We start from the raw sequence: 18,057 nt of genomic DNA, 5'->3' as shown, positions 1-18,057 counted from the left end.
TTTCTTTCGAAACTTTTCACTAGGTCATTCCGTATACTCATTATACGCATAAATTTTTACTATTATTTTGGAGGTAATTTGATGGATAACTATAATGAATCATCACAAGAAAGGCCAAAGGTTAATCCATTTTTGTCTATTTGGTTGCATCCAAAGAAAACAACCCGTTACATGATAGAAGAAAAATCAATAGGTTTTGCGATTCTTCTCATGTCAATTGGTTATCTAGGTGTTACACTTTCAGACCTTATTGATAGTACATTTTTGTCAGACGTGTCTCCTTGGTTTATCGTCATTTTTTGTGTTATTGCAGCACCGATTTTAGGGATAATTGGTACGGCTTTTTCTGCACTAATCACTTGGCTGTTCGGTAAACTTTTAAAAGGAACAGGTACGTACTTACACTTATTCAAAGGGCTAAGTTTAACTTCTATCCCATTTATAGTACTAATTCCTTTTTATTTAATTTGGTTATTTACATCACCTGAGTCTTTAATGAATTCTGACTTCGCTGGAACTTATCCTTGGGTTATTTGGCCAGCACTTTTATTAACCCTTGTGGTTGTAATTTGGTCCCTCGTTATTACAGTAGGAATTGTAGCCGAAGCACATCAAATTCCAAATTGGATGGCCTTCTTAACGCTCTTAATTCCAACCATTATTTTCGTTATACTATTCATTATTCTTATTATTGTTCTATTTTTCATTTTCGGCATTTTATTCGGAATGATGTAAAAAAATCTCCCTTCTCTATGAGAGTGGGAGCTTTTTTAGGTTCACTTGTATACATAAATGTTAAACTGAAAGCACTGTATTTTGTTGGAAGAGCTCTGACACACCTGACTCAACAGCTGCACCACTTACAGCTTGCGAAACAATTTCAACAACCCGCTCATCTAATGATTTAGGTACAATATATTCTTCGGTTAATTCCTCATCACTAACAAGAGCCGCTATCGCTTCCACTGCAGCTATCTTCATCGCTTCGTTAATATCTGTCGCTCGAACATCCAATGCCCCACGGAAAATACCAGGGAAAGCGAGTACATTGTTAATTTGGTTCGGATAATCTGAGCGTCCTGTCCCCATAACACGCACACCCCATGCCTTAGCGTTTTCATAAGTGATTTCAGGATTAGGATTCGCAAGTGCAAACACGACCGGATCTTCATTCATTGAAGCAATATGTGCTTCTGTTAATAAATTGGCAACAGATACGCCGATAAAGACATCAGCCCCTTTAATGGCATCCTCCAATGTACCCTGTATTTTTTCTGGATTTGTTAAATGGGCAACCGTTTCTTTAATCGGATTCATACCTTCAGCGCGGCCTTCATAGATGAGTCCCTTTGTATCGCACATAAAAATATTTTTATAACCCATTTGCACAAGAATACGCAAAATAGCAATACCCGCTGCTCCTGCACCATTAATGACAACCTTCATTGTTGCCACATCTTTCTTCACAATACGATTGGCATTAATCATCCCTGCACCTACTACAATCGCTGTTCCATGCTGATCATCATGAAATACAGGAATATCACATTCTTGGCGCAGACGATCTTCAATTTCAAAGCATCTTGGCGCAGAAATATCCTCTAAGTTTACAGCACCGAAAGTTGGAGCAAGCGCCTTCACAATGCTGACGATTTCATCTGTACTCTTCGTATCTAAGCAAATAGGAAAAGCATCAACATTAGCAAATCGCTTTAATAAAATCGCCTTCCCCTCCATTACCGGTAACGCCGCCTTCGGACCGATATCTCCTAATCCTAACACCGCTGTACCATCCGAAACAACAGCCACCATATTCCCCTTCATTGTATAGTCGTAAACAAGCGATGGATTTCTTTCAATCTCTACGCAAGGCGCAGCTACCCCCGGAGAGTACGCAAGACTTAGATCATATGAATCTTGCACAGGTACTTTAGAAATCACCTCTAATTTCCCACTATAATACTCATGCATTTCTAAAGCCTTTTTCATAATGTCCATTCAATCCCATCCTTTTCTTTTCGAATTATTATATATTTCAGAATCATAATACTTTGTGAAAGTAAAGTCAATGAATTTTCTGTCAATTTTATTTTTTCTTTGAAATAGCGCTATTTTCAATCACACACTCCTATTTTTCGTCTTGTTATCCCCTTCACAATCAATTATTTCAATATAAAATTTACAACTATTAGCCTTTCAATAAATGTATAACTACCGGCATTAAACCTGCTCAACTTTTCACATAGTATTTTTCTTATGTAATTGAGATTTTTTTCACAAACTTATGTAAGCGCATCCATTACCCTATCTAGTTTCGTCACATTTCCTCCACATTTTTTCACATAGTTTTTTATTATATTCATTCCTTAACAGTGTTACATTAATCAACAAAAAAGAGCCCTTATTTCAAGGACTCTTGCGTAAACTGATTTATAAATGCCGTGATAATATGCTTGGAAGACCATTGTTCCCCTGATACTTTTGTAATCGGGTATTCTCGAGAAAAAATTGATTTTGTCATTTCGTCTACCGAATAACCTTTATGAAACAGTTGCCTTATATTCTCCTCCATCTCTTCTAAATAAGCAATTTTTTCTTGTATTTTCGCTCGACCATCCGCTATAAAGCCTGCATGACAACAATATACTACCTCAAAATCATAGTTTACTATTTTTTTCAAAGACGCTAAGGTATGTACGATATTTTCTTCATCAAGGACAACCTTAGTTTTCGTTTGTATATACAAATCACCTGTAAACATAGCACCTGTTTCCCGATTATAAAATGATACATGATCTGTCGTATGTCCTGGCGTTTCAATAACATCCCAAGTAGCTAAATTCGTTTGTAACGTATCGCCAAACGGTTGAGCCATAAACGCTGGCCGCTCACCCCATAATGCCTGTCGATAAAAAGGATACTCCCCATCTTTTGCACAAAGGCCCACCGAATCACGGTGAACATAGATAGGTACACCCGTATGCTGCTGAATCCATGCTGCATTTCCTGAATGATCCTCATGAGAATGAGTGAGCGCCAATTGTTCAATCGGTAATTCTTTAAAAAAAGATTGGAACTCCTGAGAAAGTGAGTATGAGCCTGTATCAATTAATAACCCATCCACAAAAAAGCTATATACACTCATGCCAATACCCTGAACCGCCACTTTCCCTTGAGCACATTGCACATCACGATTCCGTTGAATTTCTATACTTTTCTCTCGTTCAAACATCCTTTCTCCCCCTTTGTAAAAAGAGTTTAGCACAAAAAGAATATTCAGTCATTTTATCAATACGTCAAAAATCGGTTCGTTGGTATAATTTCGCCCTAGCGGGGTTATCCATGACTTTGATGGTTCTATCCACGATTTGGGCGGGTATATCCGTCATTTTGAAGGGGCTATCCACGATTTGAGCGGGGCTTTCCATCATTTTGACGGTTCTATCCACGATTTGGGCGGGGCTTTCCATCATTCTGACGGTTCTATCCACGATTTGAGCGGGGCTTTCCATCATTTTGACGGTTCTATCCACGATTTGAGCGGGGCTTTCCATCATTTTGACGGTCCTATCCACGATTTGGGCGGGGCTTTCCATCATTTTGACGGTTCTATCCACGATTTGGGCGGGGCTTTCCATCATTTTGACGGTTCTATCCACGACTCTGACTTTTCTTTCCGTTGCTCTTGCTTTTCTTTCCGTCACCTCCGCCCTTCTTTCCGTCGCTCTGATTTCTATCCGTCACCTCCGCTCTTCTTTCCCTCACTCTTGCCTTTCTTTCCGTCGCTTCGGCTTTTCTTTCCGCACTTCGACCGCTTTCCACCTTTTCCACTCCAATAAAAGCAAAAAAACGCCCACCAAAGTGAGCGTTTCTTCTATAATCTTTTATTCATTTGTTCCTTTTTCAACGTCATATTGTGTAATCCAGTCACTATAGCTACCTACGTACAGTTGAATATTTTCGTAGCCTTCATCTGCTAGCACTGCATACAATGGTGATGCTGTAACACCGCTTCCGCAGTACACCACAACATGCTCGTCACGAGTAACCTTGCTACGTAACGCATCATTCGCTTGCAAATGACCGTCTGACTTTAACTGTTCCCAGTCAAAGTTTTTCGCAGTTGGAATATGCCCAGCTACATTATCAAGAGGCTCCATCTCACCACGATAGCGAGCTGCGGCACGTGCATCTAACAACGTAGCATTAACTTCTCCATCCACAATTGCTTTCACTGCTTCACGTGGAGCATATAGTTCATCTCGCCAAACAAATTCGATCGTAGTTGGTGGATATTTGATAATGTCTTTTGTGAAAGGTATTTTCTTCTCAAGAGCCGGTGCGCCACCATTCACAATTACTACATTCGGAAAGCCTGCATAAGTCAGCATCCACCAAGCACGTGGTGCAAATGGAGCCGCTCCTTGATCGTAAACGACAATTTGATCCTCATAGTTTAATCCCAATCCTTGAAATACCGCTGATAACTTTTCCTTATTCGGCATGGGATGGCGACCATCGCTGGACCCCATATCTGATAAATCCTGCTCTAGATCGATATAAATCGCTCCTGGTGCATGTCCTTCTTCAAATGCTTTGCTACCCGCCTCTTTCTTTTGTAAATCAAAGCGAGCATCTACGAAACGGACTTCATCAAACTGAATTTCCTCAACTGATTTGAATACTTTTCCCAAATGAATCACCTCATGCGTATTGTAATTGAGCATAGATTGCTTTCCAAGAAGCTAAACGACTTTCTTCCTGAAGGGCAAGTCTTTCTGTTGCAATTTGTTCAAGTGCCTGATGATAAATATGCAGACGTAATTTCTCTGCTTCCTCCGCAATATAAGTAATCGCCCATGCCATGAGAGATACTTTTTGTGAATCTAAATAATCTTGCGCATCTGGTTTTGTTAAGACCTCTAGCGCCTCACTTAACTTCACTTTTTCATTTTTCTCAAAGAATGCCTTTTGATTACGGAAGTGTGATTTCACACCTGAATATTTAGTGATATCTGTAAATGGCCCTTCAAAATCAAGTAAATCTGGCTCAGAAGATTCAAACGCTAAAAACGAGAAGCTTCGATTTAATTCTTTAAGCTCACGTACTTCATCTTTAAAGCGCAGTTGCATTTTTTTACTAATAAACTGTGATAAACGGAAGTTTGTTACACGCATTTCTTGTGTAAAATCAAATCGTAAACTTTGCATTACTTCCTTTAAAGCATGCTCTAATGCTTGCTGAACCGGCATTGCTGCAAATGTTGACGGATTGTAGCCTTCCTTAAAGAACTCTGGGTAACGATAGTACACACGCTGAAGAACATAATACAGTAATTCATCAAGTTCTTGCTTCGTTTCACTTTCTACCATACTTGTATTAAGCGAATTGAATTTCGATTTCACATGTTGTTCAAGAGTTGTTAATTCCTCTAAACGCTCATCCTTACGCTTTAAGTTCTCTTCTGTTTGCGCAATTAAGTCACCTAAACGTTGCTCCGTTTTATCGACTTCCTCTGCAAGTGCCTGAACCGCCAATGCACTTAATTCATCATTTAAGAATGTGTGGAAAGAATCTTCGAAAGGAGGCATACCAGATGTTAACTCCGCACCCTCTACTTTTTCCTTTAATGCTAATAAGCTAGACACACCGTAAAGTCGTGGGAAGCGAATGCCAAAGCGTTGTAATTCTGAACGCACATAACCCTTTACATCTTCCTGTTCTTCTTCTGTTGTCGCTAAATCAATCGCATTGACGATAAAGAACATCTTATCAAGCTCGAAGGCATCCTTCACACGACCAAGCTGGATTAAAAACTCACGGTCCGCTTTTGCAAAAGCATGATTATAATAAGTAATAAACAAGATTGCATCAGCATTACGAATATATTCAAATGCCACACCTGTATGACGCGCATTAATAGAATCTGCTCCTGGTGTGTCAACAAGTGTTACACCCATGCGTGTTAACGGACTGTCATAATAGAAATCAATATTATCGACAAAGCATGATTTATTTTCCTGCGCAACAAATTTTTCGAACTCTTCACGGTTTACACGTAATACTTTTCCAAGCTCAGACTTAAATGTTGGGAACCCTTCTTTATATGCGCGAATAAATGATTTATGCACATTTAAGCGTTCGTCAGATAGTTGCACCGCAAGTCCCTCATCTGCACGATTGAATGCTTCTTCTAAAGAAGAAACCGATAAACCAATCGCTGCATATGAAGCTTGAATATCTTCTAGCATTTGGTCAGCTGTTTTTAATTGGACATCTGCTGTTTCATGCGGATGATCTGGTGAAACAGGACGAATTTTATTAATAGCCGCTGTTGTCGGGTTTGGTGACACAGGTAAAACCTTGGCACCCATTAACGCATTAGAGAACGAAGATTTCCCTGCACTAAATGCACCGAAAAGCGCGATTGTGAAATCCTTTTTCTGTAAGCGTTCTACTTTATTTTCTAAGTAAGTTGCTACTTCCGCAAAGCCTTGTACATCTTTTACAGCAGTTGCCGTGTGAAGTGCACGCTTCACTACACCTTCAATAGGAAGACTTGTTGCACTAACTGCTTGCTGTGCCTCTTCCTCCATTAACGCTTCCTCTTTTGGCTTTAACATCGATTCGTCAAATAATCGAATATCTGCTAAATCTTGCTTAAATGCATGCTCCCAATTTGTCAGCTGTTGATTTGCTATTTTACGTATTTCATTGCTTGCCTGATGCATAATACTTGCACTATATTGCTGATAGCCCTCGATTTCAAGCACTGCTTGAATGGCATCAACCTTCTCTTGCATCCCAGCCATTTTTAATTTAGATGGAGCAGCCGTTTCTGTAGCTACTGCTTCTAAAGTTGTTGCTTGCGCATCTTTCCACTTATCAGTTTCCTGGATGTAGTAGCGCTTAGTCGCTTCTGCCACACGGTTGGCAAAATTCAACACAGCATCTCCTGTTAAAATTGCGCCAACTTGTACTTGCTGCTCAATAAGGGAGAACGGTAAATCAAAGGCGTAGGCATCAATAGCTGTAGCACGTTCTTCATTTAACGCACCAACATCCTTTATCACCTTTTTCATTAGCCCTTTTAAATGTCCAGTAATCTGTGCATGAACAACATTTTGATAGGCACTATAGGCATCCTCTTTACGGCGGTTACGCTCTTCCTCTGTTTTTTTCTTAGCAGTAAATAAGCCCCCTACCTTGAAACCTTCCTGCTGACTTTCTAAATAAAGACGTAATTTATCGCGTAAATCTGCTGGCATAATAGCTGCATTCGCAAGAAGTTCTTTACGTTGCTCTTCGAACATTTCATTCCATGCCTCAACTGAGAACAGTTCAACTTGACGATTTAGCTTATTGTACTGCTCTAAAATATCCTTATGGTTTGCCCAGTCATCGGCACTTAATACATCTTCATCAATGTCTAAACGATCCTGTCTTTCTTCCGTTAAATAATTGTCATGCTCACTTTGTAATAAACGCAATGTATTTGATGCAGTTTGTACAAGCTGCTCCTGCCAATCATTCATACTATCCATAACGATTTTCTTTACGACCGTAAAATCGTTATTAGGGTGCTCCGGCTCTCTTAATGAAGTAAAAAATACGCCTTTTGGTACTACGCCCCAAGCTGCAAAGGAATTGTGAACAGTTGCTTTAAATTCCTCGAAGCTTAATTCATTTTCCTTATGCTTATCAATCATGTTAACGATTAAATAAACGTTTGGATTGTACTTCATTAATTGCTTTGTAAATTGAAAATTCAATTCCGATTGCACGTGATTGTAGTCCATTGTATAAAATACGATATCAGCAATATGAAGAGCAGACTCTGTTGACATACGGTGTGCATCATCTGTCGAGTCAACTCCTGGCGTATCCATAACAGTGACACCTAGTGGTAATGTCGATGTACTATGACCAATTTCAATTTGTGACACTAGGTCCCCATTTTTACTTAGCTCTTTAACTGTTTTAAAATCATAGCCCACTTCGAATTTTACAGGCTTTTCATTATGCATATAGACAATTGCAAAGTCTTCTTCAGATTTATGGACTTTGACGATATTTGCACTCGTTGGAATAGGGCTTGCCGCAAGTAAATCTTCACCAGATAGTGCGTTAATCATACTCGATTTACCAGCAGAGAAATGGCCTGCAAAGCCAATAACATATTCTTTTTGCTGTATTTTACGTGCAAAAAGTGATGTCTTATCCATACGCTCTGTATCACCATTATGCTGATAAATTATGTATTGTAACGAAGCTTGCTTTAAAAGCGCCTCCAATTGTTGTTCAAAATCTTTCATAAAAACCAGTAACCCCTTTATTCATATTAATCAATTTCGCCTTGGCGTAATTGCGTCCGGATTTCGAATTGTGCGAGCACAATTCACTCCTTTAAAAATCCGTGACATCCGCCGGAGGCAATATCTTCATTCAGTGATGTTTGGAAAGGAACTATATGCGCATTCATCTTACCACTTCAGAGGAAGCAGTTTTTATGAATGAAGATAGTCATAATTAATATTCTACCTTATTCGACAAGCAAAGTATAACACTAATTTACTATTAAAAGCATATATATCAGGATTTTAGACGCCATATTCATCCATATCGTCCTGTTTATTTATTAAATTAAAGCATTATAGGCTCATTATTACTAGGTAATGATGTTTCTTAAAACCTTATACCAGGATAACGCCCAGCCTGAACAGAAATTAATCACACGTTATGGTCATTATTTTTCTAACTACTAATTTCTATTGCAAAAATGGATGTGAAACTATTCAACTAATAGTTTTCTTCATATTTTAAAGTAAGAAAAAAAGATTGGTGTGCGATTGTAAATATAAAAGTGAATAGATAAGTACGTAGTTAAATGGAGTGATAAACTTATGGTGAACTTTAGGAACCACCGAAAAATCGAGCAAGAATGTGAATGTGAAGATCGGTTTATTTGGCCACGTATAAAAGCTAGAAACATTCCTTTGAAAGACCCTCCCCCAGTCGTTGAACCTAGTAGAAATATTATTCCAACAGTAAATAGATATTTCAATATTGTTACATTGGATATTGATTTGACTATTGGGGCGACTCTATCAGCTAGCCAATTTTGGAATGATAATGGGAACCAAGCAACCGAATTTATCATTTTTAATCCTAGTGGCTACGTTAATCTTTATATCAATACCGTCATGGATTTATCCTCATCGTTTGAGGAAAATCAATCATTTTCTGAACGAACTGTCTCCTCGATACAGAGCCTAATACACGTGATTAAATCTTGGATATTCCATCCCGGTATTTTTCCATGTTGAATCGCCAAATCAAATGACGCAGGAATATGAATAAATCCAGCACGTACCTCTTTATGTTGCTTCGCGTAAACAACCCCTTCATACATAATGTTATTACATAAATAGGTACCTGCCGTATTTGAAATCTCCGCTGGATATCCTTCTTTGCATAATCGATTTACCATATTTCTAATAGGTAGATTCGTGATATAGGCATCTACACCATCATCATAAATGCTCTCATCTACTGGTGTATAACCTTCATTATCTGCTTCCCCATCTTTAATATTAATCGCAATTCGCTCTGGCGTTATTTTAAATCGGCCTCCAGCTAATCCTAATGAAATAATGATTTGTGGCTTAATCTCAGCAATATATTGTTTCAGCTGCTGAGCGGATTGCTGAAAATCTACAGACAAAATGCGTCCTACAATTTCATAGCCATCCATCTTTTCCCCATTTAATTTTTCTACAATTTGCATCGTTGGATTTATTTTATAGTCAAGAAATGGCACAAACCCTGTTAATAATATCTTCGTCATTTTCTTCACCTAATTTTCTATAGGACATCGCTTGATTGCCTATCCATTTTTATTTTTTGATACTACAGTAGCCAGAACGATCATTAGCAACTAATAAACATTGTATGATGTTAATGTCTTATTAATAGCCTCGTAACCAGTCTATAAAAAACCAATTCTCATTTTCAACATTTTTCAGAAAAAAACAAATAATTATCCTCTTTATTCCCTCGAAAGTATGTAAGATAAATATTTTCGTAAAAAAAAGCATGATCTTTAAATTGCTTAGACCATGCTCTACTTGTAAAAATATTGTCGTTATTGTTTATTCTCTTATTTTAAATGCGCAGTCGCCTGTTTCATAACGTGTTTCCCTACTCCAATATAGATAACCACTGCCGTTCCAATCAATACGAATGTCATCGCTGACCGCTCCTTTTTTTATAAAATCGTCCATTCAATGATTTTGAAAATCATTCTCAATAATATAATATAAATTTCCCATTAATTCGTCAAGACATACTTTCATCTTACCCATTTAACATGGTAAGATGTAGAAAAGTCGGAAAAAGGATGCGGTAAAAATGAGTAATTCGAAGTACTTTCAAACTATTTTAAATGGGACAATCCACGCTTTAAAATCGATCCTACCTATGGAGATAGACGTGAAAACGCCGAGTATTATTTCTGAACCATTTCAACAACAGCAAATGGGTGTTTTAATTGGTTTAATAGGTGATTTAAAGGGCCGAGTAATCATTGATTCGTCTCCAGAAACATTTAGTGGCATCGGCAATACGATGTTTGGTATGCCTCTCGAAGGGGAAATGTTGGAATCCTTTACAGGGGAATTTGGCAATATGATTGCCGGAAATCTATGTACTACCGTCGGACAAGAAAGCTTAGAAATTGATATCACACCGCCAACGGTGATGGTTGGTAACACAAAATTATACGGCTTTGAAAAGGCCTTTATACTCCCTGTCACAATTCCAAGCGTCGGTCCACTGACAGTTCTTTTAACAATTGAAGAAGAATAAAGTTCTAGAATATCGAACTGGTTCAATTTATACATCCTATGCCTACACATCAAACATTTATGATTACGCCTTATCATTCTCTTTAATAAACGGTGAATGCCCCCTAAGGCTCAAGTCTAAATTTCATATAGTAAAATTTCTTGAAAAATAATAGATTTCAATAATAATCACTTCATTTTCAACCAAAATGCGGCCATCTCAATGACTATAGAGGTGGCTTTTTTTTATTCCACCCTCAATTTTTCACATTTTTTTCACATTATTCGTCAAGATGTGTGATTTTTTTCACATCAAAAAGAATTTTATTTATATATCATGGCAATAAGAAAGACAAACTAAAAGCGAAGGAGGAGCAAAAATGGCAAATAAAAAAAAGTCAGATGAAAATTTAAATGGTTCACTCTATGCGGTATTTGGAGTAGGAATCATTATTATCTTACTTTGGGTGTACTGCTTCGATTTGTTCATCAATCGTTTTTAACTTCTTTCAACGGGTGTCCAAACACCCACTGAAATAGAGGAACTCAGTCTAATAACGCCACGTCCTGTGGCAACGACTGAGTGACCAACTTTATGTTGGCCTAAAGCCTCCGGCGGATGTCATGGAATCAGAAAGGAGTTCAATACAGGATGTTAGCCTAAGATCATCGCATCCATGCGATAACGGCTAACTGACCTGCATCGGTAAAAACGCCACGTCCTGTGGCATTACCGAAATGACCGACATCGTGTCGGCCCTCGTGCAGGCCTAAGCACAAAGCTGATTCCGGACGCAATTATGCCGAGGCATAATTGATTCTATTAAGAATAAGAAAGGACAGAGACATATGCACTTACATAAGTATGAGAAATACTGGCTTGTGTTTGGAGTTACTACTTTAGTAGCATTCCTTATCATTCTCGGCATCGGTGCATTTCATCAAGGCTCACATCCGAACAATGGTAAAAAAACACTAGATTATGAGAAAGTAAATGAATTCCCTCCCTTCGATAATCCTGGTGTTCACAAAGTTGAAGGTAAGGATTGGGACTATGAAGTGGTTGTTTTAGCATCAGCATTTAATTACAATCCGCCAGAAATAGAGGTCCCTCTAGGAGCTAAGGTGAAATTTATCGCAACAAGTGCGGATGTCATGCACGGTTTTGAAGTTGCAGGTACAAATATTAATATGATGCTTGAACCTGGATACATTTCTGAATATGTGACAGAAGTAAATAAAGTAGGAGAGTTTTTAATTGTATGTAATGAATACTGTGGTACAGGACATACGATGATGCACTCTATGCTAAAGGTGGTGGATCCAAATGAGTCTCAACAATAATTTGACAAAAGTGGATCGTCGTGATGCGAAGCTAGCAATGGCACATATATACGTGGCATTCATCGCATTATTATTAGGGGGTCTTGCAGGTTTATTACAGGTTTTCGTTCGTTCTGGTCAATTTACATTACCAGCAGGCATTGGTTATTATCAAGTTTTAACTGTACACGGTGTATTACTCGGTCTTATTTTAACAACGTTCTTTATTTTTGGTTTCCAAATTGCCAGTGTTAGCCGTACATCGGGGACTTTCTCAGGCGGACAACGTCGCCTTGGTTGGATCGGCTTCTGGTTAATGACTATCGGTACGGCAGCAGCTGCAGTAATGGTTCTACTGAACAAAGCAACTGTTTTATATACGTTCTATGCTCCACTGCAAGCTCACTGGATATTCTATTTAGGCCTTACACTAGTCGTGGTTGGTTCTTGGGTTGGCGGCGCAGGTCAAATTTTACGATATGCACAGTGGCGTAAAGAAAACAAAGGAAGCGGAGAGCGTAGCCCATTATTATCATTTATGGTTGTTGTCAATAATTTAATGTGGTTTGTAGCAACTTTAGGTGTAGCTGTCTCCGTTTTATTCCAGCTACTTCCGTGGTCCTTAGGTTTCATCGAACGCGTTGACGTTGCACTATCACGTACATTATTCTGGTATTTCGGTCATGCTCTTGTGTACTTCTGGTTATTACCAGCTTACATGGTTTGGTATGTCGTTATTCCAAAGGTTATTGGCGGAAAAATTTTCTCTGATTCTTTAGCAAGATTATCATTTATGCTGTTCTTAATTTTCTCTGTACCAGTTGGGATCCATCACCAATTAACAGAGCCTGGTATTGCTAGTACATGGAAATTCATTCAAGTCATTTTAACATTTGCTGTAATCGTACCATCCTTAATGACTGCCTTCTCGATGTTTTCAATGTTTGAATTACGAGGGCGTGAATTAGGGGGGAAAGGCCTTTTCGGCTGGTTTAAAAAATTACCATGGAAAGATTCTCGTTTCTTCATTCCATTTATCGGTATGGTAGCATTTATTCCTGGTGGTGCAGGCGGTATCGTCAATGCTTCTTACCAAATGAACCAATTAATCCATAATACTATTTGGGTTACAGGGCATTTCCATTTAACAATTGCAACAGCAGTCGTTTTAACTTATTTCAGTGCGGCGTTTTGGTTAATTCCACATTTAACAGGTCGTACACTGACTAAATCTTTAAACAATCTTGGTAATTTTACAGCTATTTTATGGGCGGTCGGTATGACGATTATGTCTTCTGCTATGCATATCGCTGGTCTGATTGGTGCACCTCGTCGCTCTGATTATTCCGAGTATGGCGGTGCTCAACAAGCCTATGACTGGATTCCATATCAAATCGCTCAAGCTGTTGGTGGTACAATTCTGTTCATCGCTATTTTAATCATTATTTATATTGTGGTGAAATTAGCATGGTTTGCACCAAAAGGCGAAGAAGAATTCCCAGTTGGTGAGGTCCATGAAAACGGTGGTACGACACCAGCTATTTTAGAGAACTTTAAAGTATGGCTAATTATTTTAGTAGCATTAATTTTATTTGCTTATACTATTCCAATTATCGATATTATTTCTAATTCTCCACCTGGCTCTAAAGGCTATAAGCTTTGGTAATAATGTTTTATATCTTCATAAAAAGAGGTTGGAACAAAACTAGCTTCTAATATTAAAAAAGTGAAATTGAGTGTGCTTAATTTCACTTTTTTTGATTTCTCTCTATTTTAGCTTACACTTCTTAGTGAATAGCCGTTAATTTTCTCAAATTATTTACAGCTATAAATACATGCAAGACCTATTTCGTTTTCTACTTTCAATTTTCCTCAGAGAGAAAATCGAGTGAAATGCAAATTAGCCTTCAAGACTCCAAAAACTGGTTCCACTTCAATTTTGCGTTGACATAAATGGTGTTCTTTATTTCTTCTGAAAGCTTCTTTCACTTGCGTATAGGCGCATAAAATCAGTTCAAGCACCATACGTGGATGATAGGCAGGACAACCCGCACTTCGTATAAACGGTTTGAAATTTTATTACGAAAAATACAAAGCTGGTGAAATTTTACATTCCGTAAAACTTCACCAGCTTTTTTGGTATCAGAGGAATGGTTTGTCCTTGCCTCTTAGTAAAGGTATCTGCAAAATTTGCATAATGTCTCTCTTTTGCCTACCGATCATTTTTAAAAAATATTTTTTAGCGAGCTCTCTTTTTCTATTTTTGTATGCGTAAATTGCGCAATCTCAACTGCTTTTTCATATGACTACCTCAATTTTTATTGTTATTTCGAATTTGAAATGTTTTAAAATATACGTTTCGTATTATAACAGTTTTAATTGAGGAGAGGCCGCATTTTGATAATTTGTGAAACACAGGCTCATATATTAATGTGATGCCTCGCGATTGTACGTTTCCATTTCAGAAGCAGGGTCGAATTGCTCTCTACCCATAGCAAATGCCATAATTAACGCAATAGCAGCTGGGATTATCGCCCAAGCAAAAGTATGAGCAACTGAAATAGTAAGTGCTTCTTGCATTTTATCGAGAACCTCTACAGGAATGACGTTTCGAGTTTCAGATGTTAGGATTACACTAGGATCACTTAAATCCATACCATTATGTGCTTGACCACTAAACGCGGACGTTAATTTATTTGAGAAAATATGGTTTTGAATAATCCCAAACACTGTAATTCCTAATGTCATTCCAAGTTCTCGATTGAAGTTTAGCGTTGAGTTAGCCGAGCCACGTTGTCTCATACTAAGACCATGAATAACAGCATTGCTCAAAACAGAGAAAGACGAGCCAATGCCAAGACCAACGAGTATCATAAAGATTGTTACCATAAAGTGTGACGTTTCAGTTGTCAATGTTGAAAGCAAGGTAATTCCAACAACGAATAGAGTTAAAGTCGGTAACATAATCGTTCGATACTTAAATTTCGTGAGGAGAGCTCCACCCCCAGATGCGGTTACAACCGAACCGACCATCATCGGAAGTAAAATAAGACCTGAGTTCGTTGCCGAGCCTCCAAGTACGCCTTGAACAAAAATTGGAATGTAGATGGCAGCTGTAATGTAAGCAGCACCAGCAAATATTGAAATGACATTACTCGTTGCATAAAGACGATTTTTGAACATTTTAAAGGAAATAATAGGCTCTTCTACACGTAGTTCTATTAAGATAAAGCTAATAAGAAGCACTCCAAATAGAGTGAATAATCCAAGAATCATTGCGGAACCCCAAGCATATTCTTTACCGCCTAGCTCAAGAGCAAACATTAAACTAACTACTGCACTAACTAAAGTAACTGCGCCAAAGTAGTCAATTTTTTGCTTCGCATGTACAACAGATTCATTGTAAAATTTTGTAACTAACACAAAAGCAATTAGCCCCAGTGGTAAATTAATATAGAAAATCCAAGACCAATGAACATAATCTGTTAAATAGGCTCCAAGAAGCGGACCAAAGATACTCGATAGACCAAATACTGCCCCGAATAAGCCTCCCATTTTACCGCGTTTATCTGGAGACACTACATCAAACATAATTGTGAATGCGATTGGCATTAATGCACCACCGCCAATACCTTGAATTGCACGGTAAATACTAAGCTGAATGATTGAGTTTGCTGTACCGGCTAGCGCCGAACCGATTAAAAATACAACTAAACCGAAAATAAAAAATCTTTTACGACCATACATATCGGATAATTTCCCGAAAATCGGCATACCTGCAACCGACGCGATCATATAAGCTGATGTCACCCAGACAAGTTTGTCATATCCACCAAGATCTCCGACAATTGTACTGATTGCCGTTGCTACAATTGTATTATCCATTGCAGCCATTAAAATCGCTAATAATAGCCCAGCGATTACTACACCTATTTTACTTGTATTCTTTGCCACTTTCATACCTCCGTATTTGTGAATCCCTACTATTTTTAACTATCAATATGTATCTTGATAGGGGATGTTTAAATAATCATTTTGTATTATATCAGTTCTAATCAAGTTTATATACGATATAGGATTCAGCATTTTCTTTTGGAAAGAAGTGGGTCATTTGAATATGAAAAGCGATTTCTCTATAGTAGTAGAGAAATCGCTTTGACCTTTAAAGCTGATACAGCTTCGTATATTTTTCTTGTAAATAGTTTGCTAAATATTTGGCGTTTAAGCCTTCCCCTGTTGCCTCTTGTAACAATTCGAACGGCTTCTTCAACGCACCGTATTGATGGACTTTGTCTGTTAACCACCCACGAATTGGAAGAAGCTCTCCTTTTTCTAACAGCTCATCAAAGTTTGGAATATCTTTATCCATTGCATGCTTCCATTGTGCAGCGTAAATCATTCCTAAAGCATAGGATGGGAAATAACCAAACATGCCCCCTGACCAGTGCATATCTTGTAGTACCCCTTTTGCATCTGTTTCAGGACGAATGCCTAAATATTCCTCATATTTATCATTCCATACTTGCGGAAGATCCTTCGCTTGAAGATCACCGTTGAATAAGTCACGTTCAATTTCATAACGAATCATAATATGTAGTGGATATGTTAACTCATCTGCTTCAATGCGAATAAACGATGGTTCCACCATATTAATTGCTCGCAGGAAATCAGCTAATGCTACATCACCAAATTGCTCAGGTGAATACTTTTGAAGTCGCTCGTAGTTATGCTCCCAGAACTTTTCGTTCCTACCTACAAAATTCTCATAAAATAAAGATTGGGATTCATGTATTCCCATAGATGTACCCGTTGCTAACGGTAAACCATCAAGTTTCACATCGATATTTTGTTCGTACATGGCATGTCCACACTCATGGATTGTTCCAAAAATTGCTGAGCGGAAATCATTTTCATCATATTTCGTTGTAATACGATTATCTCCATGATTTAAGCCAATCATAAATGGATGCACACTTTCGTCTAAGCGACCTGCATCAAAATCATAGCCAAGTTGTGTTAGCATTTCCAATGATAATGCACGTTGAGATTCACGAGGGAAATGCTTAAATAATATGCTTGTATCTGGTTTATTTGGTGAATCTGCAATTTTTTGCACAAGAGAAACGATTGTTTCACGTAATTCACCAAAAACTTGATCTAAAACATCAGTCGTCATTTCCGGTTCATATAAATCTAGTAATGTATTGTACGGAGAACCGTTTTTAATACCCCAATATTGAATGAATTTCTTCTGCCAACTAATTATTTCCTCTAAATAAGGTAGGAATAAAGCAAAATTATTCGTCGCTTTTGCTTCTTCCCACGCTGTTTCCGCTTTAGATTGTAGAATGACAAATTCCTTATATTCATTAGCTGGAATTTTTTTATTTTGATCATAATCTTTCCGTACTTTCTCTACTAAACGCAGTGTAACATAATCGAGATCTGCCTTTTGTCCCTCTAGATCCGTTAGTAATTTCCCTAACTCTTCACTAGTTTGCATTTCAAATAAGGAAGCTGATAATGTTCCAACTACCTCTGAACGTTGAGTTAACCCCTTCTTAGGTGCGCCCGTCCGCATATCCCAATAAATCACACTAAGTGCTTCTCCGTAGTGCTGCATTTTTTTCACATAATCAGTAAATTGTTGAACAGTCATACTTCATCCTCCTTTTCACGCTACTATTTTATCATATTTTCGAATATTTTGTATATTATGGACTTTATAGTATTTTTTATCGCATAGTAGTTGATTAAATTCTATAATTTATTATACCTTTCGTACAACTGCTTGCGTTCGATCCTCTACATCATTTTTTTGTAGAATGCGATTAAGAAGCGTCTTCACGGTGCTTTCACAACGTGAAGTATATTGGATAGCCATTTGTT

The 18,057-nt window shown here is 37.9% G+C and carries 13 protein-coding genes; 5 read left to right on the top strand and 8 right to left on the bottom strand.

The annotated features are described in order from the left end of the window. Positions 1 to 81 precede the first annotated feature (81 nt). Positions 82 to 735 (top strand): Yip1 family protein, encoded by a 654-nt coding sequence (locus ACFTQ7_RS07575; RefSeq protein ID WP_386827975.1) that lies wholly within the window; start codon positions 82 to 84, stop codon positions 733 to 735. Between the two features lie 60 nt (positions 736 to 795). On the opposite strand, the gene ACFTQ7_RS07570 is transcribed toward ACFTQ7_RS07575, so the two are convergent. The 6 genes from ACFTQ7_RS07570 to ACFTQ7_RS07545 form a co-directional block, all read right to left on the bottom strand. Further along, a complete protein-coding gene (locus tag ACFTQ7_RS07570; RefSeq protein ID WP_386827974.1) occupies positions 796 to 1,998 on the bottom strand; it encodes an NAD(P)-dependent malic enzyme in 1,203 nt (400 codons plus the stop codon). A gap of 403 nt (positions 1,999 to 2,401) precedes the next feature. Next, positions 2,402 to 3,232 (bottom strand): MBL fold metallo-hydrolase, encoded by an 831-nt coding sequence (locus tag ACFTQ7_RS07565; protein WP_386827973.1) that lies wholly within the window; start codon positions 3,230 to 3,232, stop codon positions 2,402 to 2,404. 64 nt (positions 3,233 to 3,296) lie between these two features. Continuing rightward, the gene (locus tag ACFTQ7_RS07560) at positions 3,297 to 3,704 is read right to left on the bottom strand and encodes a hypothetical protein (protein WP_386827972.1); all 408 of its coding nucleotides are present in this window, start codon (positions 3,702 to 3,704) and stop codon (positions 3,297 to 3,299) included. Between the two features lie 180 nt (positions 3,705 to 3,884). Further along, a complete protein-coding gene (locus ACFTQ7_RS07555) occupies positions 3,885 to 4,694 on the bottom strand; it encodes a sulfurtransferase (protein ID WP_386827971.1) in 810 nt (269 codons plus the stop codon). Positions 4,695 to 4,704: 10 nt separating this feature from the next. Continuing rightward, a complete protein-coding gene (locus ACFTQ7_RS07550; RefSeq protein WP_386827970.1) occupies positions 4,705 to 8,316 on the bottom strand; it encodes a dynamin family protein in 3,612 nt (1,203 codons plus the stop codon). Positions 8,317 to 9,233: 917 nt separating this feature from the next. After that, positions 9,234 to 9,848, bottom strand: coding sequence for a pyroglutamyl-peptidase I (locus ACFTQ7_RS07545; RefSeq protein ID WP_386827969.1), 615 nt, complete (start codon positions 9,846 to 9,848; stop codon positions 9,234 to 9,236). 563 nt (positions 9,849 to 10,411) lie between these two features. Here ACFTQ7_RS07545 and ACFTQ7_RS07540 point away from each other — a divergent pair. From ACFTQ7_RS07540 to ACFTQ7_RS07525, 4 genes are all read left to right on the top strand, one after another. Next, entirely contained in the window at positions 10,412 to 10,867 is a 456-nt protein-coding gene (locus ACFTQ7_RS07540) for a chemotaxis protein CheX (protein WP_079560033.1), read from the top strand. Between the two features lie 358 nt (positions 10,868 to 11,225). Then, entirely contained in the window at positions 11,226 to 11,348 is a 123-nt protein-coding gene (locus tag ACFTQ7_RS07535; protein WP_386827968.1) for a hypothetical protein, read from the top strand. Positions 11,349 to 11,694: 346 nt separating this feature from the next. After that, positions 11,695 to 12,189 (top strand): cupredoxin domain-containing protein, encoded by a 495-nt coding sequence (locus ACFTQ7_RS07530; protein ID WP_349658835.1) that lies wholly within the window; start codon positions 11,695 to 11,697, stop codon positions 12,187 to 12,189. Beyond that, complete coding sequence (locus ACFTQ7_RS07525; RefSeq protein WP_386827967.1) at positions 12,173 to 13,834, top strand: b(o/a)3-type cytochrome-c oxidase subunit 1; 1,662 nt, start codon at positions 12,173 to 12,175, stop codon at positions 13,832 to 13,834. Before ACFTQ7_RS07530 ends, ACFTQ7_RS07525 begins: the two co-directional genes overlap by 17 nt. Before the next feature lie 761 nt (positions 13,835 to 14,595). Here ACFTQ7_RS07525 and ACFTQ7_RS07520 read toward each other — a convergent pair. Both ACFTQ7_RS07520 and ACFTQ7_RS07515 read right to left on the bottom strand, forming a co-directional pair. Continuing rightward, positions 14,596 to 16,122: an MDR family MFS transporter gene (locus ACFTQ7_RS07520; protein WP_386827966.1), complete on the bottom strand. Its 1,527-nt coding sequence runs from the start codon at positions 16,120 to 16,122 to the stop codon at positions 14,596 to 14,598. 208 nt (positions 16,123 to 16,330) lie between these two features. Next, positions 16,331 to 17,827, bottom strand: a complete 1,497-nt coding sequence (locus tag ACFTQ7_RS07515) for a carboxypeptidase M32 (protein ID WP_386827965.1) — start codon at positions 17,825 to 17,827, stop codon at positions 16,331 to 16,333. Between the last annotated feature and the right edge of the window lie 230 nt (positions 17,828 to 18,057).

The sequence above is a fragment of the Lysinibacillus sp. NPDC056959 genome, from assembly GCF_042674095.1.
Lineage (GTDB): Bacteria > Bacillota > Bacilli > Bacillales_A > Planococcaceae > Lysinibacillus > Lysinibacillus zambalensis.
The sequence above is the reverse complement of the archived record's forward strand: the minus strand, read 5'-3'. Positions and strand labels throughout refer to the sequence as shown.